General features: G+C 51.5%; 15 protein-coding genes and 1 pseudogene. 14 read left to right on the plus strand and 2 right to left on the minus strand.

What is annotated here, in order from left to right:
* Positions 1 to 21: 21 nt before the first annotated feature.
* The 3 genes from glgA (at position 22) to ACM1PF_RS32110 (ending at position 2,918) form a co-directional block, all read left to right on the plus strand.
* Positions 22 to 1,500, plus strand: coding sequence for a glycogen synthase GlgA (glgA, locus tag ACM1PF_RS32100; RefSeq protein ID WP_416670477.1), 1,479 nt, complete (start codon positions 22 to 24; stop codon positions 1,498 to 1,500).
* A 283-nt stretch (positions 1,501 to 1,783) separates the two neighbouring features.
* Positions 1,784 to 2,344, plus strand: a complete 561-nt coding sequence (locus ACM1PF_RS32105) for a DUF937 domain-containing protein (protein ID WP_416670478.1) — start codon at positions 1,784 to 1,786, stop codon at positions 2,342 to 2,344.
* Positions 2,345 to 2,396: 52 nt separating this feature from the next.
* The gene (locus ACM1PF_RS32110; protein ID WP_416670479.1) at positions 2,397 to 2,918 is read left to right on the plus strand and encodes a hypothetical protein; all 522 of its coding nucleotides are present in this window, start codon (positions 2,397 to 2,399) and stop codon (positions 2,916 to 2,918) included.
* An 81-nt stretch (positions 2,919 to 2,999) separates the two neighbouring features.
* On the opposite strand, the pseudogene typA reads toward ACM1PF_RS32110, so the two are convergent.
* Positions 3,000 to 4,789 (minus strand): annotated as a pseudogene (gene typA / locus ACM1PF_RS32115) (translational GTPase TypA).
* Positions 4,790 to 5,728: 939 nt separating this feature from the next.
* Here typA and ACM1PF_RS32120 point away from each other — a divergent pair.
* From ACM1PF_RS32120 to ACM1PF_RS32165, 10 genes are all read left to right on the plus strand, one after another.
* Positions 5,729 to 7,117 (plus strand): CRTAC1 family protein, encoded by a 1,389-nt coding sequence (locus ACM1PF_RS32120; RefSeq protein ID WP_416670480.1) that lies wholly within the window; start codon positions 5,729 to 5,731, stop codon positions 7,115 to 7,117.
* Positions 7,118 to 7,175: 58 nt separating this feature from the next.
* Positions 7,176 to 7,775 carry a Uma2 family endonuclease gene (locus ACM1PF_RS32125; protein ID WP_416670481.1) on the plus strand — a complete coding sequence of 200 codons (600 nt, stop codon included), beginning with the start codon at positions 7,176 to 7,178 and terminating at the stop codon, positions 7,773 to 7,775.
* 290 nt (positions 7,776 to 8,065) lie between these two features.
* Positions 8,066 to 8,869 (plus strand): hypothetical protein, encoded by an 804-nt coding sequence (locus ACM1PF_RS32130; RefSeq protein WP_416670482.1) that lies wholly within the window; start codon positions 8,066 to 8,068, stop codon positions 8,867 to 8,869.
* 56 nt (positions 8,870 to 8,925) lie between these two features.
* On the plus strand, positions 8,926 to 9,576 hold the full coding sequence (locus ACM1PF_RS32135; RefSeq protein ID WP_416676901.1) for a mechanosensitive ion channel family protein: 651 nt from the start codon (positions 8,926 to 8,928) through the stop codon (positions 9,574 to 9,576).
* 121 nt (positions 9,577 to 9,697) lie between these two features.
* Positions 9,698 to 11,491 (plus strand): protein kinase domain-containing protein, encoded by a 1,794-nt coding sequence (locus ACM1PF_RS32140; RefSeq protein WP_416670483.1) that lies wholly within the window; start codon positions 9,698 to 9,700, stop codon positions 11,489 to 11,491.
* Positions 11,492 to 11,890: 399 nt separating this feature from the next.
* Positions 11,891 to 13,528, plus strand: a complete 1,638-nt coding sequence (locus ACM1PF_RS32145) for a mechanosensitive ion channel family protein (RefSeq protein WP_416670484.1) — start codon at positions 11,891 to 11,893, stop codon at positions 13,526 to 13,528.
* A 113-nt stretch (positions 13,529 to 13,641) separates the two neighbouring features.
* Positions 13,642 to 13,923 carry a hypothetical protein gene (locus ACM1PF_RS32150; protein ID WP_416670486.1) on the plus strand — a complete coding sequence of 94 codons (282 nt, stop codon included), beginning with the start codon at positions 13,642 to 13,644 and terminating at the stop codon, positions 13,921 to 13,923.
* Positions 13,916 to 14,341, plus strand: coding sequence for a type II toxin-antitoxin system VapC family toxin (locus tag ACM1PF_RS32155; RefSeq protein WP_416670488.1), 426 nt, complete (start codon positions 13,916 to 13,918; stop codon positions 14,339 to 14,341). The genes ACM1PF_RS32150 and ACM1PF_RS32155 overlap by 8 nt, the downstream gene beginning before the upstream one ends.
* A complete protein-coding gene (locus ACM1PF_RS32160) occupies positions 14,338 to 15,666 on the plus strand; it encodes a TIGR03279 family radical SAM protein (protein WP_416670489.1) in 1,329 nt (442 codons plus the stop codon). Before ACM1PF_RS32155 ends, ACM1PF_RS32160 begins: the two co-directional genes overlap by 4 nt.
* A 155-nt stretch (positions 15,667 to 15,821) precedes the next feature.
* Complete coding sequence (locus ACM1PF_RS32165; protein ID WP_416670491.1) at positions 15,822 to 15,992, plus strand: hypothetical protein; 171 nt, start codon at positions 15,822 to 15,824, stop codon at positions 15,990 to 15,992.
* A 189-nt stretch (positions 15,993 to 16,181) separates the two neighbouring features.
* On the opposite strand, the gene ACM1PF_RS32170 is transcribed toward ACM1PF_RS32165, so the two are convergent.
* Positions 16,182 to 18,452: a hypothetical protein gene (locus ACM1PF_RS32170; protein WP_416670493.1), complete on the minus strand. Its 2,271-nt coding sequence runs from the start codon at positions 18,450 to 18,452 to the stop codon at positions 16,182 to 16,184.
* 47 nt (positions 18,453 to 18,499) lie between these two features.
* Here ACM1PF_RS32170 and ACM1PF_RS32175 point away from each other — a divergent pair, with 47 nt between their 5' ends.
* The gene (locus ACM1PF_RS32175) at positions 18,500 to 19,645 is read left to right on the plus strand and encodes a glycosyltransferase family 4 protein (protein WP_416670494.1); all 1,146 of its coding nucleotides are present in this window, start codon (positions 18,500 to 18,502) and stop codon (positions 19,643 to 19,645) included.
* Positions 19,646 to 19,689: the final 44 nt, after the last annotated feature.

Raw genomic sequence — 19,689 nt, forward strand, 5'->3', positions numbered from 1 at the left:
GCAGGGAACACAGGGATTACTATGCGAATTCTGTTTGTTGCAGCGGAGGCAGTTCCGATTGCGAAGGTCGGGGGAATGGGTGATGTGGTGGGTGCGTTACCCAAAGTCCTCAAGGCGATGGGGCACGATGTCCGAATCTTTATGCCCTACTACGGTTTCCTGCCTGACAAGATGAAGGTTCCCAAGGAGCCAGTCTGGAAGGGTACGGCAATGCTCCAGGACTTTGAAGTGTACGAGTCTAAGTTGCCCAAGAGCGATGTGCCGCTTTATCTCTTCGGGCATCCCTCTTTCTCACCCCGTCGAATTTATTATGGAGAAGATGAGGACTGGCGGTTCACGCTGTTTGCCAATGGAGCAGTTGAGTTTTGCTGGAACTACTGGAAGCCGGACGTGGTGCATTGTCATGACTGGCATACGGGCATGATCCCGGTCTGGCTCCACGAAGATCCCAGCATTAAAACCATCTTTACGATTCACAACCTGGCCTATCAGGGGCCGTGGCGGTGGCGGCTGGAGCAGATTACCTGGTGTCCCTGGTATATGCAGGGGCACAATACGATGGCGGCGGCGGTACAGTTCGCTGACCTGGTGACAACAGTTTCCCCCACCTACGCTGAGCAAATCCGTACGCCCGCCTATGGCGAACAGTTAGACGGGTTGCTGTCCTTCATTAGCGGTAAGACCGTCGGGATTCTCAATGGGATTGACCGCGATTCCTACAATCCTGAAACCGATCGCTATATCAACCAGAATTTCAATGCCGAAACGCTGGATGATCGGATCGAAAATAAAATTGCTCTACAAGAGGAAATGGGGCTGGAGGTGAATTCTAAAGCCTTCCTGCTGGGGATGGTGTCTCGCCTGGTGGAGCAAAAAGGGCTGGATCTAGTGCTGCAAATCCTCGATCGCTTTATTGCCTACAGTGATGCGCAGTTTGTAGTGCTGGGGACGGGCGATCGCTATTACGAAACGCAATTATGGCATCTGGCTTCCCGTTATCCGGGTCGGGTTTCCGCCTACATTCTGCACAATGAAACCCTGGCCCGACGGATCTATGCCGGAACCGATGCCTTCCTGATGCCCTCCCGGTTTGAACCCTGCGGTATCAGTCAGATGATGGCACTGCGCTATGGTTGTGTGCCGATCGTTCGGCAAACGGGAGGATTGGTGGATACCGTCACCCACCACGAGCCGATGAACAATGCCGGAACTGGCTACTGCTTCGATCGCTATGAACCCCTCGACCTGTATACCTGTCTGGTGAGAGCCTGGGAGGCCTACCACTTCCCCGATGCCTGGCGGAGATTGCAGCAGCGTGGCATGGCGCAAAACTTTGGTTGGGATAAGTCGGCGGTGGAGTACGTTAAGGCGTACAAGCGGGTGCTGGGTTTACCGGAAGATAGCCCTGAGCCAGGGGAATCATCAACGGATAGCCCAACGTCTCAACCTATATCTGGAACGCCAACCACCCCAGGGGATAAGCATCCGGAGTTGGTTTAATCCAGGTAAACAGAACACAGATGGCAGGAGTGCGAGCATTACCTGCATGAAAAGTCAGAATCAATCCTCTAAAACTTTTTCTGAAACTCTTGTAGGGTGGGCATCTTGCCCGCCCCTTTCGTTTAGCTGATCGTTTATCTCTGAAATCCTTCCTGTCCTTGAAATCTTCCTTAAGGAGATAGGACAACTTAGGGCAATGAACTTACGCTGATGGTTGGAGATTTACACTACCGTAAACTCCTCATCCGTCACTGAATGAATTTGCCGATAAGGAAGGAAAACTATGCCGCTTTTTGATGTGATCCGGGGCGCACTGAGCAATCCCAATCAACAAGCCAGTAATGATCAACTGGGAACCATCCTGCAAACGGTGCAGCAGATCTCGAATCAGCAAGGGGTAAACCCGATCGCAACCCAGGCGGCCCTGTCTGTTGTTGGCAACTATGTCCGATCGTCGCTGCAACAGCAGCGCAATACCCAGGGAAATGCTAGAGCAGAGGCGATCGTGGATCAGTATGCGGGAACTTCCCCCAATCGATCGGCGTTGGATGCGTTATTCAATTCCAACCAACAGCAGCAAGTTGCCCAGGAAGCCTCTGCCAAGTCTGGAATTAATGCCAGCACGATTCAGGCAATGTTGCCCCTTCTGGTGCCGATCATTCTTTACCTGTTGAAGACGGGAGCCAGCAAATCAAACAATCAGGCTCCGGCTGCGAATACTGCGAGTAATGCGGGGGGTGGGATGAACTCCGTCCTCAGTGCCTTCCTGGATGCAGATAACAGCGGATCAGTGGATATTGCCGATGCTATCTCGGTCGCCAGTCAGTTCCTCAACCGGCGATAAACAATCGGGACTGAAGTTCAGAAATTTAACTTAGAAAAATAGGAACTGCAAAATGCAGCTCAGATGCTTGCTGTGGGGAGGGATGACGGCGATCGTTGCGTTAATGACTCCGTCAATGCTCTTGTTTTCTCCTGAAATTGCTCTAGCTCAACCAACCGACCTTGGGACTGACCATCAAAATGGCGATGGGAGTCCGATCGAGGGTGAGACTACGCCTGAAGCAGAGCGTATTCCGGGTGATTTAACGCGACTATTTGAAAAAATTTGGCTTGTCACTGAGGCAACCACCGAACCTGCCTTCGGTAGTCTCTATGTATTCTTGCCCAACGGTACGCTTTTATCCACATCCTGCGGCGAAACCTATCGCATTGCAACGTGGTTGGTGCCCGATCGAGAAATCCCGGATGTATTGGAAGTGACGGAGGATGGCGAAGTTGCCTACAGGGCGGAATTTCTGGAGTTGACCAGTACCACTTTACGGTTGCGCCAGGATCTAGTTCGTAGTGGTGAGACAGTCGAAGTTACCTTTACTGCGGTTGAGGAGGAGTTCGTCTGTCCAGATTTGCCTCGGTGATCAAGGAGGGGCGCACAGCAGTGCGCCCCTATCTGTGCGTCCCCCTATTAGGTTGGAACTGCCCAATTGGTTTACCGTAATTTACCGCTTCGCCAACTTCTTCGACAGTTTCCGCAGACGAATCGATTTGGGTGTCACTTCTAGCAGTTCATCCGGGCCAATGTATTCCAGTGCCCGTTCCAGGCTCATATCCACCGGAGCTTGAAGCTGCACCAGTTCCTCACCGCTAGAGGCCCGGTGGTTGGTGAGCTGCTTGGTTTTACAGACATTCAGCTCCAGATCCTGCGGGCGATTGTGTTCACCGACAATCATGCCTTTATAGACCTTTGTACCCGGCGTGATGAAGAACACTCCCCGATCTTCCGCGTTCTTCATGGCATAGAAAGTGGCCGTGCCCTCTTCAAAGGCAATCAGAACTCCGTTACGACGAGTTTCCACATCCCCAGACAGCGATCGATAGTCCAAAAAGCTGTGGTTCATGATGCCATCCCCACGAGTCAGGCGCATGAATTCACCCCGGAAGCCGATCAGTCCACGAGCCGGAATCACAAACTCTAGCTGAGTCCGTCCGTTGCCGCCGACCCGCATATCCTGCATTTCGCCCTTGCGCTGACCCAGCCGCTCAATACAGCCGCCCACTGCCTCTTCGGGGACATCCAGCACCAGTAGCTCAAACGGTTCGCAGGGTTGCCCATTCACTTCCCGGTAAATCACCTGCGGCTGAGACACCTGGAACTCATACCCTTCCCGCCGCATGGTTTCGATCAGGATACCCAGGTGCAGTTCGCCCCGTCCGGAAACCAGGAACTTATCAGGCGAATCGGTTTCATCCACCCGCAGGGCTACGTTCGTTTCCAGTTCCCGCATCAGGCGATCGCGCACCTGCCGGGAGGTGACATAATCGCCCTCCTGTCCAGCAAAGGGGGAGTCGTTGACCGAGAAGGTCATTTGCAGGGTGGGTTCATCGACTTTAATTAGAGGCAGGGCCTGGGGTTCATTGGGATCGGTAATCGTTTCCCCAATATTGGCATCCGCGAATCCAGCCACCGCGACAATGTTTCCGGCCAGACTTCCTCCAGGTCAATCCGCTTCAGCCCCTCAAAGCCCATGAGCTTGCTGATTTTAGCTTTGACGATCGACCCATCTTCCTTCACCAGAGCCGCCTGCTGTCCCATGCGCAGTGTGCCGTTGTGAATTCTGCCGATCACAATTCGGCCCAGATAGTCGGAATAGTCCAGGGTGGTGACTTGCAATTGCAGCGGCTTAGTGGCATCCCCAACCGGCGGCGGCACATGGTCGAGGATTTCCTCAAACAGCGGCTGCATATCGACCGATTCTTCCTCCAGATCTTTCTTGGCAAAGCCCGATAGACCAGAGGCAAACAGGTAGGGAAACTCGCACTGATCATCATCGGCTCCCAATTCCAGGAACAGATCCAGCACCTTGTCGATCGCCCCGTAGGGATCCGCCTGGGGTCGATCGATTTTGTTGACAACGACGATCGGCCGTAGCCCTTTCTCCAGAGCTTTTTTCAAAACAAATCGAGTTTGGGGCATCGGGCCTTCGTTGGCATCCACAATCAGGATACAGCCGTCTACCATGCCCAGCACCCGCTCGACTTCACCCCCAAAATCCGCGTGGCCAGGGGTATCTACGATATTAATCACCGTCTCTTTGTAGCGAACGGCAGTATTTTTTGACAGAATTGTAATCCCCCGCTCCCGCTCCAGAGCGTTAGAGTCCATCACACAGTCCGGAACGTCTTCACCTTCGCGGAATGTGCCAGACTGTTTCAAAAGGGCATCAACGAGCGTTGTTTTGCCGTGGTCAACGTGGGCAATGATGGCAACATTGCGAATGGCTGCACTCATAGGAAAATTCCGGTAGGTTTATAGGACTGAGCTAAGGTGAACGGGAAATTCGGGATTTCGGATTTTAGACTTTGGCTGGATTCAGGTGGAAGCAGGAGCGGTGATGGCTCGATCTGCTCAACTGAATGCCGGAGAAGGGCAAAACCCCGATCGGTTCTTAAGAAAGTTTTCCTTGTCAAACAGAAATCTTTATGTAAAGAAGCCGTAACGATCTTAGCTTAATGTGAAGGCGATCGGTTGAGATTGATCGGAGATTGTGAATGAGGAAAAAACGCTCAGGCTGCTTCATCCAGTGGCGCGATCGCAGAATTTGAGAGTTTAAATTTCTAATCTATTCAATAAATGCAACGGATTAATGCAATAAGCGCATGACGTTCGGATTTCTGTATCCCAGGTTATAGATCATTCCCCCGTAGATTGAGGCAAACTAGTGAGTGAGGTCTGTTTGATAAGAGTCAAGGTTCATAATGAGTGACACACTGCAATCCCCAAAAAAATCGGAAACCGCGTTTCAAATAGCAGCAAATAGCCATATTGACCCTACGTTTAACTTCGACCTATGGGCGGGTGCGGTCAAGCGGCAGATGCTGGCTTCCCTTAAAAGACGTGAAAGTATGCGTAATGCATAAGTGACTAGTTAAAAGCCAGTGAGAATCAGGTTTTGATCGGATAGGAAAAACTGGTTAAAGTGAGTGGGCGATCGACGGCTGCCGAGATGCAGTTCATCGATCGCTCTTTGTTTGGTTTAAACTGATGCTTTTTTATGCTCTGCTTAGAATTTAGACCAAATGTGTTGACATCCACGACAATACGCGACAATACGCGACAATACGACAATAAAACGCTGCCCGGATTGGATTTGGGTAAGAATCCTGTCGCTTCAGCGGCTCATCTTCAGCCAGCTCAATCGGTAGCATCTATCCTGATTCCAGATTTATTATGTTCCTGAATAAAAGTGCTCTGATTTTGGACAATCCCAGTCAACTCAATTACGGGGTTGCGGTAACTGATATTGATGCGGATGGAGCCTTCGAGCTAGTGGTTGCCGGATTTGGGCAGCGAAATTTGGTGCTGCAATGGACGGAGCAGGGGTTTGTCGATGTTGCCCCTGAGGAATTAGCTGATCTGGGCAGACAGGCGATCGGCGTGGCGGCGGGTGACTTTGATGGGGATGGACAGGAAGAAATTTATGTGCTGAATACCGATTCGTTTCAGGGGCGGAAGCAATTTGGCGATCGATTGTTTGATTGGCAGGAGAATCAATGGGTCGATTTGTTTTCCCTACCGCAAAATCAGGATTCGCTCAACCTGACGGCTGGGCGATCGGTGGCCTGGGTCGATCGGGATGGCGATGGGCGGTATGGCTGTTTGGTGGCAAATTATGGGGGGCCGATTCGGTTATATGAGTTAAATGGAGATGGCATGATTGCGGATGTTGCCCAGGAGGCAGGATTGGCCTTCGTTACGGGGGGGCGAGGCATTGTGGCGCTGTCCCTGGTGTCCGATCGGATGGATATTTTCATGGCCAACGAAAATAGTCCTAACTTCCTGTTTCGCAATCAGGGAGATGGCACCTATGTCGATATTGCGGGAATGGCTGGGGTCAGCGATCCGCTTCAGCATGGACGGGGGATTGCCGTACTGGATGCCGATGGCGATGGCCGGATGGATCTGGTCTATGGCAACTGGGAAGGGCAGCACCGTCTGTACGCTCAGTATGCTCCTGGCAAGTTTCAGGATATTGCCTCCCGCGCGTTGGCAATGCCGTCTCGAATTCGCACAGTGATTGCAGCGGATTTTGATAATGATGGCCACGAAGAGATCTTCTTTAACAATATTGGTCAGCCCAATCGGCTGTTTGGCTGGCGGAACAATAAATGGACGGCTCTGGACATTGGGGAAGCCCTGGAACCGAGGGGACTGGGCACTGGAGCGGCCGTTGGCGATTTTGATGGCGATGGTCGGCTGGAATTGCTGATTGCCCACGGCGAATCGGGCGAACAACCCCTCTCGCTCTACCACACTGCGTCCAACCAAAATTTCTGGCTGCGTGTTCTCCCCCTCACGCTGCAAGGGGCCCCTGCCCGTGGCGCGGTTGTAACGCTCACTGCCAATGACCGTACCCAAATTCGATCGATCGATGCGGGAAGTGGCTACCTCTGCCAGATGGAGCCAGTCGCTCATTTTGGTTTGGGAAGTGAGTCGGCGATCGATGCCGTAACTGTACGATGGCCCGATGGGAAGGCAGTGCGGATTTCATCGCCGCAAGTGAATCAGGTGTTGCGGGTGGAGTATCCTGGAGTGCCGATATCAGATGAAGTAGAATAACAGCACAGGGAAAAGCTTCTCCAGCCAAAGACTTTGCGGCGTTCCTGGGACAGTCTTTATGATTCAAGCCATTCCTCAACCGCTGACGTTTGATGAGTTCATCGATTTGGACGATGGCAATGAACTCCTTGAGTATGAACTGGTGGATGGGAGGCTGGTACTCATGCCCGAACCCGATGACTGGCACGAGGAAATTTTGGAGTTCCTTTCGTTTATATTTGAGTTGCAGTATCGGCGTTCCAGGCTGAATTACTCGGTGCGGAAGCGGAATGCTCTCTTGCTTGAAAATCGTCGGGGCAGACGACCAGATATTGCAGTGATCGAACGCCCTCCAACTCGGCGGGAGGATCGGCAACCCGGTATCCGAACCACGCCACTGATGATTGTTGAGATTGCTTCCGGCAATTGGAGTAGCGATCTGGTGGAGAAGCAGGAGGAATATGAGGCGTTAGGGGTTCCCGTCTATTGGATTGTTGATTATCGGGGGCAGATTCCAGCGAAATATTGTCAGCGGGGCAAGGGAAAAAAGGTGATTGTGCTGACTCTGGAGCATGGAGTGTACCAGAAGGCGGAATATGGGGAAGGTGAAAGGGTTCCCTGCACTCTATTTCCAGAGTTAAGACTGACGGTGGATCAGATTTTGGCAGCAGAGGAGTAAGAGCGATCGCTGCTTCTGTCACCGCTACTCGGTATGAACCCCTGACCCCTCCTAGGAGAAAAGAACCCACCCCTGACCCCTCCCAGGAGGGGAAGAACCCGCCCCTGACCCCTCCCAGGAGGGGAAAGAGCGATGAGCGTCATGGCTGGAATGGGTCTATCCATCAATGGATGTATCGAACTGTAGATGCAGGAATCGGGGATGTGTCGCATGATATTGGACGGTAGATAGCGGACAACCTGGGTCTACGACTCAATTCGTCTGGATGTTGCAACGCTCTAACTGTCCTGATGCCCTTTGCCTTCTCTCTGTTTGATCAACCAATCCCCAAATCAACTTCCCGCCGCTCCCATCCCCTGCAATGGGTCAGCAAGCTGGGCTTACTGCTGGTTGTCATCACAACTCCCATTTCGGCGATCGCTCAGGAATTTGAAGGGGAAGCGACCGAGCCTGAACCACTGCCGCCTCCGGCTGCAACGGTAGAAGAAACAGGGGTTTTCTTTGCGGATGTGCTGGTGCGAGGATTGCCCGTCTTTCAGGTGGGAAGTTTGGGGGAACTCAGCGCGACGGAGCGGGGCCAACTGATTAATCGGCGGATTGCGGGAATATTGAGACAAACGCCAACACCAGGTACAGTGACGGTGCAGCTTGATGAACAGCGAAATATTGCCACGCTCCAGGCAAATAATCGCGTGATCATGACGGTTACTGAGCAGGATGCGTTCGACTTCAACACTTCGCTGGCAGAATTGGCGCAGCGGTGGGCAGAGGAATTGAATCAGGCGTTGGTTCAGCCTAACTTAGCTGTAGATGTGGCGCAACGACTGGATGCAGCGAGTCGGCAGTTGGTGCGGAGTACGTTGAATAACCTGCCTTCTCTCCTGGGGGCATTGGTGGTAATTGGATTGACCTGGCTGGTGGCCATGCTGGTGCGGCGAGGGGCCGAGCTTTGGCCGAGAAAACCGAGGGCGATCGCAGTACGGAAATCCTGGTGGGGCGGTTGGGCTATGGCAGTGTTTGGATTGTCGGTTCTGTGCTGGCTCTGGGAATTTTGGGGCTTGACTTTGCGACGCTCCTGGGCACGTTGGGCTTAACCAGTGTGGCGATCGGGTTTAGCCTCAAGGATGTGTTGAGCAACTACATTTCTGGCGTGATTCTGCTGGCGGCCCGTCCGTTTCGGCTAAATGATCAGGTGGTGATTGGGGAGCATGAGGGCACTGTGATTCAGGTGAAGCTCCGAACAACCACGATTCAAACCTACGATGGGCGGATGGTATCAATTCCGAATCAGTCCGTGTTCAATCGCAGCATTATCAACAACACGGCATCGACGGCGCGGCGGAGTCATGTCATGCTGGGCATTGATTATAAGGCCGACATTGCCACCGCACAACAGGTAATCAAAACAGCCCTCGATCGCCTGGAAACCGTAGAGAATACTCCAGAACCGATCGTGTTAGTTCGAGAACTGGCCACCAGCACCGTGAATCTGGAAGTGCGGTTTTGGGTGAATTCCCGGCGGCGAGAGTTTCTTCAGGTGACATCAGAAGCGATTCAAGCTATGAAGGAAGGCTTGCAGGCGGCTGGAATTGAGATGCCCACGGAAATTTATACCCTGACCTTTCGCAATCCCCAACGTATTGAGATGATTTCTGGGGAACCGGGTTCCAACGATCGCACCACGGAGCGAAACGAGGGTGACAACGAGGGGCGAAGCACAGAGGGAAACACCGATCGAAACAATCAGCCCAACAATTATCAAACCAGCAGTCGAGACTTTTCCGACCCAGCCAGATCCTGACATGGCGATCGGGTGATGTTAGGGTGGAGGGAATCTGCAAGTAGAGCCACTGGTGTTCAGCTTTTTCTAGTTCCTATTCCTTTTCACCCACGCTATATCTAGAGGAGTTTTTGCTCTTCCAATGCTGGCTAATCGATATCGAATGATTAAAAAATTGGGAGAAGGAGGGTTTGGTCAAACCTTCCTGGCGCAGGATGTGCAGATGCCGTCCCAGCGCACCTGCGTGATTAAGCAGCTTAAACCCATGACGGCCAATCCTGAAATCTATCAGATGATTCAGGAACGGTTTCAGCGTGAGGCGACTGTGCTGGAAAAGCTGGGAGAAAGAAGCAGGCAAATTCCCAGTCTCTATGCCTATTTTTGTGAGAATCAAGAGTTTTTTCTGATTCAGGAATGGATCGAAGGGGCGACTTTAAGCGATCGGATTCATGCTCAGACGGTTTTATCGGCAGGGGCCGTCCGAGAAATTTTGTTGAACCTATTACCCGTTTTGGAATTCATCCACAGCCAGGGGATTATTCACCGAGATATTAAACCCGATAACATCATTATCCGTCAGGCGGATCAACTGCCAGTTTTGATTGACTTTGGGGCAGTGCGGGAAACGATGGGAACGGTGTTCAACTCTAAGGGCCATCCCACCAGTTCGATCGTGATTGGCACACCGGGATACATGCCCTCCGAACAGGCCGCCGGTCGGCCGATCGCCTCCAGTGATCTCTATAGCCTGGGATTAACGGCGATCTATGCCCTGACGGGTAAAATGCCCCACGAATTTATCACCGATCCCCAGACTGGAGAAATTTTGTGGCGGAATCGTGCCCCTGATCTCAGTCCAGAATTTGCGGACGTTTTGGAGAAAGCCACCCGCTCCCATCCCCGCGATCGCTACAGCAGTGCTCATCAGATGCTGGCTGCTTTACAGGGGGAAACTCTGACTCAATCCATCCCGCCGATCCAGCCCATCTCGCCGCTGAATGCCCCAACGATGGCCGTATCGGTTCCCTCAGTTCCGCCCACCGTTGCCCCCACGGGACAACCCACCATCCCCGCCACTGCCCAACCGTTCGTGCAACCCACCGTTCCAGTCACCGCTTCCCCCCCCTCGCTATCCAACGATGCCGCACCTCCTAAATCAACTACTTCCCTGGTGCTACCGAGCCTGATTCTAGGGGGATTAGTCAGTGCAGCAATTCTGATTGGTTTTGTGTTAACCCGATCGCCCGCTTCCATCGGCAACCTATCCTCTGTCCCCAATCCTGCCCCCAACCCTGCCAGCCCATCGCCTGATCAGGACAGTCCTTCCCCCGATTTACCTGATTCCACGCCAGACCCGACTTCCCAAACGGTTGACCCCATTGCTTCTCCGTCCCCTGATCCAGAAATCGTAGCTTCCCCTGAAGTCGTTCCGCCTGAACCGAATCGTCCGATCGCCCAGCCGATTTCAGAAGAGCTGGTTCTCGTATCGGCAGCCGGGGATCCTGTGAATATCTATGCACAACCCTCAACCCGTTCTGCTGCTCCCCACTACGGACTGGAGGGCGATCGGGTGACAGCCCTGGAGCAGATTCAGGGAGAGGATGGCTACACCTGGTATTTTGTGCAATTTCCATCGGGGGCAGATGGGTGGATTCGCAGTGATGCGGTGCGATCGAGTCAGGTTCCTCCCCCGGTTCCAGAATCCCCCGTATCGTTTCCCCAGACGGCTCAGATTATTGGTCAAACTTCAGGCAGTCGGGTGAATGTGCGATCGACTCCCTCGACCCGCGCCAATTCGCCGCACTACGGATTGGTGGGCGATCGGGTGACGGTTCTGGAGCAGGCTCAGGGGGATGATGGGCGAACCTGGTATTCGGTGCAATTTTCCTCTGGGGCGACTGGCTGGATTCGGGAGGATTTTGTTGAGTTGCAATAGGACGGCAGGTAGGAACAAACTCATCTTTGAAAAAATCTGCCGTAAGGGCGCACAGAACGCCAGAAAGCAGAACGATTAGCGGCTTATTTGCGATCGCTGGGCATTGATCCGGATCACTTACCAGAGTAGAACTTTACGATTCCTTTGTCTGGTCGGCAAAATTGCTTCAGCTTTATGAGAACTCTTTCACAATCCCTCCTGTTCCAGATGTGTTCTGATCAGGGACAGGCTAAACTTTAACGGGACAGAATGCTGGCTGGGTGCATTAGTTGAGTTGAGTGTGGATCCTGACCCTGTTGGATCGATCTCGTATTCGTGTAGATAGAGTGGCTAATTATTCTAAGTCTTAAGACTGATAGCTCTCAAGTCAGAGTATTCGGGACGTGGTAGGAACAATCGATGAGAGAACAACAGACTAACGCTGGCTTGATGCGTCTGGCTCGGCTGCTCCGAGCGATTGGGTTGGTGGTAGTAATCAGTGCGATCCTGAGTGGACTGGTGCTATTGACTCCAGCGATCGCCCAGAGTGCTTCCAGAGCGGCTGTCGTGGTGGATGGTAACGCCATTTTTCAGGTCAGTGATTCTGGGGGGTATGAGGCCTCCGATCGGGCCGATGACATTAATAACCTGCTCCAGCAAGTTGTGGCATCGGGAGAAGTTCCAGAGATTCAGGTGCAGGCCGATAACCCAAATTTGCCAACGATTTTGATCAACGGACGGCATCTTCTAACCGTTACGGATGGGGATCTGGTTCCGGGCCGCACCAAGGTTTCCCAAGCTCGCCGCTGGGCTTCTGACCTGGATGCGGCATTTCTTCAGGCCCAACAGGAGCGATCGTTACCTTATCTCCGCTGGGCAGCCGTTCAGGCCGCTGGAGCATTGGCCATTGCGATCGTTTTACATTGGGCCTTAGGGCGATTCTGGCGGCGCAGGCTGGGGCCAGAAATTCGGGCCGTGACTCAGATCCCTGATCCCGACAGCAACCTGACCCAGAATGCTCCGAATTCAGTGGAGCTGTTGCTGAACCTGCTGTTGGCGATCGCCCGGATCGCAGTATGGTTGGGGGCTACGCTGTATATCACCAACCTTTTTCCCTGGTCGCGTCAGTGGAGCTATCGGTTCATTGATATTTTGATTGGCAGCTTCATTTCGCCGCTGTTTACCCTGGGAGAAAACCGCTATTCCGTCATCGATCTGCTGATCCTGGCGGGAATGCTGATGGCCCTGGAAATTGCGACCAAAACCGTTACCAATGTCCTTAAAACTCGTGTTCTGCGGGTAACAGTGGCCAATCGGGGAGCCAGGGAAGTGATTGCGCTGGTGATTCGCTACGGGCTGCTGTTTATTGGGGCGTTGGTGCTCTTACAAATTTGGGGTATTGACCTGAGTTCCTTAGCCTTGCTGGCCAGTGCCCTCGGTATCGGGATTGGTTTGGGTTTACAGGATATTGCCAGGGATATTGGTAGCGGGGTGGTGCTGCTGTTTGAGCGACCAATTCAAGTGGGTGATTTTGTTCAGGTCGGTAGTTTTGAAGGGACGATCGAACGGATTAATGCCCGCAGTACGCTGGTGCGGACGCTGGATCACATTTCCATCATTGTGCCCAACTCCCGATTTTTATCGGATGAGGTGATTAACTGGAGTCATGGGAATCCGGTGTCCCGCTTACGAGTTCCCGTTGGCATTGCCTATGGTTCTAATATTGAAGATGCGCGATCGGCCCTACTGGATGCAGCCCAAGAACATTCCCGCATCCTTTCTGCTCCTAAACCGATGGTAATCTTCAGGGGGTTTGGCGATCACTCATTGAACCTGGAGCTGTTTGTCTGGACGGCAGAACCCAGCAAACATATTTTGATTAAAAGTGAGCTGTACTTCAGCATTGAAGCCAAGTTCCGCAAGTACCAGGTTCAGGTGCCATTCCCGCAACGCGATCTCCATGTTCGTACGGGCAGCTTGCCGATCGAGCTTTCCCCAGAAGTGGAACAAACGCTGCAACAACTCCTTAGAATGTCTCAGAATAGAAATGGTAAGTAGGGTTGCGATCGGCGCTGGAGGTAGTGTTCCAAACGGAGCCCCTTCAAATCCAGCCTTAGACTCGAATTAATCGTCGATAAACTACCCAAAGGTTCCTCAATCAAACAGCAACTATGTCCAAAACCCTCACCATTACCCTTTCTGATGCTCTAGAGCAAGCCCTGGCCCAGACCGCTGCCCAGACGAACCAATCTACCGAAGAACTTATTTTACAATTGCTGACTCAAAACTTCGTTGGGCAAGAAACTTCTGAAACGACAGTTCCCTTAAAGTTGACCGACGATCCCCTGTTACAGTTAGCAGGCTGTATTACCAGCGATGTCGGTGATGCAGCCGATCGCCATGATTACTACCTTGGCAAAGCCATCTACGACGAAATGCACCAGGATGACTAAGCTGTTCGTAGATACCTCTGGATGGGCCAGTTTTTTCGACAGTAAAGAACCCACCCACAGGCAAGCCGTACAGATTTTGACAACGGCTTATCAAAAGCAACACACTATTGTTACGAGCAACTACATTCTTGCAGAATTAGTTTCGCTTTTGCATAGTCCACTGCGGATTCCCCGACCAAAAATCTTCACCATTATCGATACTATTAAGGCTACCCTCTACTTAGACATTCTTCATATTGATCCTGCCACAGATACCGAGGCTTGGAATCTCTGCAAGTCTCGTCCTGATAAAGTTTGGTCGTTAGTGGATTGCAGCTCATTCATCTTGATGCAGCAGCAAAATATTCAGGTTGCACTCACTACCGATCATCACTTCGAGCAAGCAGGGTTTGTCCGTCTACTAAAACCTACCCCATGAGTGAATCGACTATCCAACCCGCTTTAATTACAAATGTGTTGCCCGACTCGATCGCAGCAGAAATTGGCTTTGAGGCGGGCGATCGGCTGGTGGCAATCAATGGGGAGCGTCCCCGTGATTTGATTGACTATCAGTTTCTCTGTGCTGATGAAGTGCTGGAACTGGAAGTGCTGGATGCTCAGGGGCGAACCCATCAGATTGAGATTGAAAAAGACTACGATGAAGACCTGGGGCTGGAGTTTGAATCGGCGCTGTTTGATGGACTGATTCAGTGCAACAATCGCTGTCCGTTTTGCTTTATTGATCAGCAGCCACCGGGTAAGCGACAAAGCCTTTATCTTAAAGATGATGACTATCGCCTTAGTTTTCTCTACGGCAGCTATTTAACCCTGACGAATTTAACTCAAAAAGAGTGGGATCGAATTGCCCAGATGCGGCTCTCGCCCCTGTACGTTTCGGTTCATGCGACGGAACCTGAGGTGCGAACCCGACTGTTGAAAAATCCCAGGGCTGGATTGTTGCTGGAACACTTGAAATGGTTTCAGGAGAATCGCTTACAGATTCACGCGCAGGTGGTGGTCTGTCCGGGGATCAATGATGGAGAACATTTAGAACGCACCCTCCTGGATCTGGCCAGCTTTCACCGGGGAGAGATTCCAGCCGTTACTTCAGTGGCCGTGGTTCCGGTGGGGCTGACTCGCTTTCGACCCACGGAGGATGAGCTGATCCCGGTGAATCAGGAGAAGGCAAGGGAAGTGATTGCCCAGGTGCAAGGGCTTCAGGACAAGTTTCGCCAACAGTTTGGCACGACCTTTGCCTGGTTAGCGGATGAATGGTTCTTGATTGGACGGCAAGACTTACCGCCGGAGGTTCACTACGAAGATTATCCGCAGATTGGGAATGGGGTTGGCTCGATTCGGCAATTCCTGAAACAGTTTCGATCGGCGGCTAAACAATTACCTGATCAGATTTCCGCTCCGCGTCACTATACCTGGGTAGTGGGGAATGCGGTAGAGGATGCCTTTCAGCCGATCGTCCAACGGTTAAATCAGGTGGAGGGGTTGCGGGTGGAGATGGTGGCCCTGCGGAGTGAGTATTGGGGTCAGGAAATGACGGTGACGGGACTGCTAACGGGGCAGGATCTTCTGCATGGCTTGAAGGACAGGGTGTTGGGGGATGGGATTCTGTTACCCTCCTTAATGTTAAAGCATGATGACAGTCGGTTTTTAGATGACATGACCGTTGAGGCTTTGGCGCAACAGCTTAACGCTCAAATTTACCCGATCGGCGATATTGCAGAATTCATTGAGCGGTGTCATCAGTAGAAGAATTCTCTGGGCAGTTGCAAATACTGGGAGTAAGAAAGGAAAGTTCCGCAAATCTATTGAAGTACTTACAGTCGAACTGGGTAATTTTAGAAGTGGAAGGTTCATGACAGTGAGTCAATTCTCCTTCCCAATGTACTTCAGGAGTAATTGCAATGATCAAGCTTGGAGTCTGGGTACAGGTTATCGATCCAAATTCAATTTTCTACCGCCAGGTTGGGCAAGTTCAAGATCAGCAAATACAAAACGGGCGGCGGCTGTGTAAGTTATTTGGTTTCTGGTTTGATGATGTGGATCTGCAACTCTGGTTAGGGATGCGATCGTAGTTAGGTTTGAGTGGTAGTTTAGAGGTTCACCTTATAGGAAGTGTAGTAGTTTGAATGGGCGGGCAAGATGCCCACCCCACAAGAGGTGTAGTGGTTTGGATGGGCGGGTAGGAGTTCCAATCCACAAGGGTTGTAGTGGTTTGAATGGGTGGGTAGGAGTCCCAATCCACAAGAGATGTTGGGTTGGATTCAGCCATCTGTCACATCATCTGACCTATCATCGGTCATGCGGTAAAGGATGACTTTGCCATCTCGATCTTCTTCTACAAAGATCAGGTATTCACCGTTGCTGCGTTGATAGGCTCGAATGCCCTGGAGGATATCGATTAAGCCTAATTCTTCACCCACAATTGCCGGATCGGGTTGTAGGGTTCCGATGCGCCGACCTGAATTGATATCAAACACATAAACATCCTGGGAATAGGATTCAACAATGAATAGATAATCTCCTGATACAGACATGGACTTAGGATGGATGGGGGGATCGCTCTCAGTATCAAACGGAACCGCAATTTCCCAGCTTGGAGTACGATTACCCTGACTCCAGTGATCATAGCGGGCTACGACTCGACCGATTAAGCCAACGGTTCCTGGATTGCGGTATACAGTGGAGTTAAAGCCGCTCAGGTACATCGTATCAGTTTCAGGATAGTACTCAATCCGGTTCACATCGCCCGGATACTCTTCCCGCATAAACGGCACAGGATTTTCAATTAGCTCCATCGTGTCGTAGGAGTAAATCGGATTACCGTACTGATCCAAACCCTGCAAGGGAAAGTATTGGATGCCCTCCTCGCGGGTTCCCTTCCAAACGCCACCTTCACTATCCACCCACCAGGCCCAAACGTAGGGATTGTCGTCCATTGGAGCCACTTCAAACTCCCCTGCATCAAAGGCTCCATTCCCGTTAGCATCGATCCAGATCCAGGAACGATTGATCTGAGGTTGATGGGTAATCCAATTCCCTTCAATGGCTTGATTGGTATCTCGATCGCTGCGTTTGGTTAGCATTGTAGACGGAATCGCAATGTCCCCATCGCTTGCTTCATCGAATCGAAAGGCTTGCAAATAATTAGCAGCACTATTACTTAAGTACAGATATTTTCTGCCCTGAATTCGTCGCACAAAGGTTTCGTGGGCATCTAGATGAAGACGGGTATCCTGGGGATATTGAAATGGGTTAACGGTATGAGCAACATATTCCCATTCCTGTCCAGTAGATTGGTTATAATCCATCGCAAATCGTTCTTCTTTTGTGTACACCTCTCGTCCATCCGAAAGCGGATCAACATCGGCAATATCCTGAAAATGCAGACCATACAGCACCCAATTGCGATCGCCATTGGGCTGATAGCTTTCCAGACCAACATTGGATTGACTGACATAAATATTGCCGTTTCCATCCACATCCACATCCGACAGGTTATGGAAGCGCAATGGAGCCACTCGTCCGGGTCTATTTCCAGCAAAGACTCCTCCCGTTTCACCGAAGGTTTCCACCAGTCTGGGGGTAGAATCCAGATGATCATAAATCCGGATCTGCTGATTGATGCCGTTATCGGCCACCAGGAGGCGATTCTGAGGATCAACGGCGATACCCACCGGATCATCCACATCATCGATCACCTGAGGTAAAAGCGTACCATCCGATCGCAGTTTAATGATTTGGGATGAATACTGCGAGTCGGCGGTTTGAATCACCCAGAGATTGCCTTCTAGATCTAGCCGAAGTTTGCCAGGGCGATCGACTGACCATCGCGCCATCTGCCGCATCTGTTCTGGTTCATAGACCCAGATTTCGTTTGTCATGGGATTACTCAAATAAAGATGGGTGCGATCGGCTGCTAATCCTGCAATATTGGCATCACTAAAATCCGTATAGCCCGCCGCAGTTTCCTGATTCACCTTGAGAAAATTGGCATCCTCCGACATCCCATCCGCAAAGGGAACCGGATTGCCCTCCAGATCAAAGCGGGACACCCCATACCAGTTTGTCTGCACGGGTGGAAATGCTGTGCCCTGGAATGCGCCATCCAGGCTCAGTTGCACCAAACTGGCGAAGACGTACTGACCATTGCTCGTGACTGCCCAACCGCCAACTCTGCCTGCCGTATGGGTTCCCTGAAGTTGTCCCATCACATCTCCATCTTTGTAGATGCCGCCCTCCCGTCCGCCTTCATCCCAAATCGTGTTGCAGTACACCGTTCCATCATCCGCCACGGAAATTGCAGCAATGTTGGACTGAACGTGCTTTCGATCGGCTCCCCCAAAGCTGTTGCCTAGCCAGGAGGTAGTATAGTGTAAGCCATTGGATTGATGGGTTTGAGCGATCAGATTGGATGTTGCCGAAGGGACACAGGTGGCACTGAAGACGGCCATCAAGAAACTGAGTCCGGTCAGGAGTAGCGATCGTAGGGGCGATCGAGTTTTATACCAATTTTGATTCACTTTCTGATTCATCGTGGATAATAGAGCTAAAGTCAATACTTAAATAAATTTTGGCTAAAATGAAGATTTTATTTTTGGATCAAAGCGGTAATCTGGGAGGTGCAGAGCTATGTTTAATGGATATCGCCAAGCCTTACCGTGAGGATTGTCTGGTTGGGTTATTTGCAGAGGGTGAATTTAAGAAGTTATTAGAGGATGAACAGATTCCGGTTAAGGTGTTGAATCAACAGCCGATCGAGATTCGTAAAGAGAGTGGTGTAGTTCAGGGTATTGGGCAAATAGGGCAGCTTTTGCCGTTAATTCAACAAGTGACTCAAACAGCAAAGGCATATGACCTGATCTATGCCAATACGCAGAAAGCACTCGTGATTGGTGCAATCTCTAGTCTGCTCTCCCGTCGTCCTCTGGTTTATCATTTACACGATATTCTCTCCGTCGATCACTTTAGCCGCACCAATCGCTGGATTGCCGTCACCCTGGCTAATCGCTGTGCTTCCTGGATCATTGCCAATTCTGAATCCAGTCGAACGGCATTTATAGAAGCGGGGGGCAAAGCAGAGCGGGTTTCAGTGGTGTATAACGGCTTTGATGTGGAAAAATATCAGGCTTCACGGCGATCGTCCTCTGAGATAAGACAGGCGTTGGGTATAGAACAGAAGTTTGTGGTGGGTCATTTCAGTCGGCTCTCTCCCTGGAAAGGTCAACATATTTTAATTGAAGCATTGGCGCACTGTCCCGATCCGGTTATGGCTTTATTGGTGGGAGATGCGCTGTTTGGCGAACAGGATTATGTTGAACAATTACACCAACAGGTTCATGCACTGGGACTAGGCGATCGAGTCAAGTTCCTGGGATTTCAATCTGACGTGATTTCCCTGATGGCTGCCTGTGATTTAGTTGCCCATACCTCCACTGCTCCTGAACCCTTTGGACGAGTCATTGTAGAAGCGATGCTGTGTGGAACTCCAGTGGTGGCGACTGCGGCAGGGGGAGCGATCGAACTGGTGCAGCCGAATCAAACGGGGTGGTTGACTCCGCCCGGTGATGTTCAGGCTCTAGCTGCCGTCGTTAACCAGTGTCATCACTCTCCTGAAACAGCACAAACGATCGCCCATGCGGCTCAGGAACAGTCCCGACAGCGATTTAATCTGGAGGAGGTGAGTCGGCAGATTCATGAGATTTTGTTGAGGGTTGGTAGTCGGTAGTCGGTAATTGGTAACTGGTAAGCATTGACCAGTCGAGAAGGATA

This window comes from Egbenema bharatensis FJBBOT/2019 (assembly GCF_048077055.1).
GTDB classification, from domain to species: Bacteria; Cyanobacteriota; Cyanobacteriia; order Elainellales; family Elainellaceae; genus Egbenema; species Egbenema bharatensis.

Excerpts from the sequence above, each read along its gene's own strand:
- ACM1PF_RS32155 (WP_416670488.1), top strand. The coding sequence starts at position 13,916 with ATGACTAAGCTGTTCGTAGATACCTCTGGATGGGCCAGTTTTTTCGAC.
- ACM1PF_RS32145 (WP_416670484.1), top strand. The coding sequence starts at position 11,891 with ATGAGAGAACAACAGACTAACGCTGGCTTGATGCGTCTGGCTCGGCTG.
- ACM1PF_RS32150 (WP_416670486.1), top strand. The coding sequence starts at position 13,642 with ATGTCCAAAACCCTCACCATTACCCTTTCTGATGCTCTAGAGCAAGCC.
- ACM1PF_RS32120 (WP_416670480.1), top strand. The coding sequence starts at position 5,729 with ATGTTCCTGAATAAAAGTGCTCTGATTTTGGACAATCCCAGTCAACTC.
- ACM1PF_RS32165 (WP_416670491.1), top strand. The coding sequence starts at position 15,822 with ATGATCAAGCTTGGAGTCTGGGTACAGGTTATCGATCCAAATTCAATT.
- glgA (WP_416670477.1), top strand. The coding sequence starts at position 22 with ATGCGAATTCTGTTTGTTGCAGCGGAGGCAGTTCCGATTGCGAAGGTC.
- ACM1PF_RS32140 (WP_416670483.1), top strand. The coding sequence starts at position 9,698 with ATGCTGGCTAATCGATATCGAATGATTAAAAAATTGGGAGAAGGAGGG.
- ACM1PF_RS32110 (WP_416670479.1), top strand. The coding sequence starts at position 2,397 with ATGCAGCTCAGATGCTTGCTGTGGGGAGGGATGACGGCGATCGTTGCG.
- ACM1PF_RS32105 (WP_416670478.1), top strand. The coding sequence starts at position 1,784 with ATGCCGCTTTTTGATGTGATCCGGGGCGCACTGAGCAATCCCAATCAA.
- ACM1PF_RS32160 (WP_416670489.1), top strand. The coding sequence starts at position 14,338 with ATGAGTGAATCGACTATCCAACCCGCTTTAATTACAAATGTGTTGCCC.
- ACM1PF_RS32170 (WP_416670493.1), bottom strand. The coding sequence starts at position 18,452 with ATGAATCAGAAAGTGAATCAAAATTGGTATAAAACTCGATCGCCCCTA.
- ACM1PF_RS32175 (WP_416670494.1), top strand. The coding sequence starts at position 18,500 with ATGAAGATTTTATTTTTGGATCAAAGCGGTAATCTGGGAGGTGCAGAG.
- ACM1PF_RS32130 (WP_416670482.1), top strand. The coding sequence starts at position 8,066 with ATGCCCTTTGCCTTCTCTCTGTTTGATCAACCAATCCCCAAATCAACT.
- ACM1PF_RS32125 (WP_416670481.1), top strand. The coding sequence starts at position 7,176 with ATGATTCAAGCCATTCCTCAACCGCTGACGTTTGATGAGTTCATCGAT.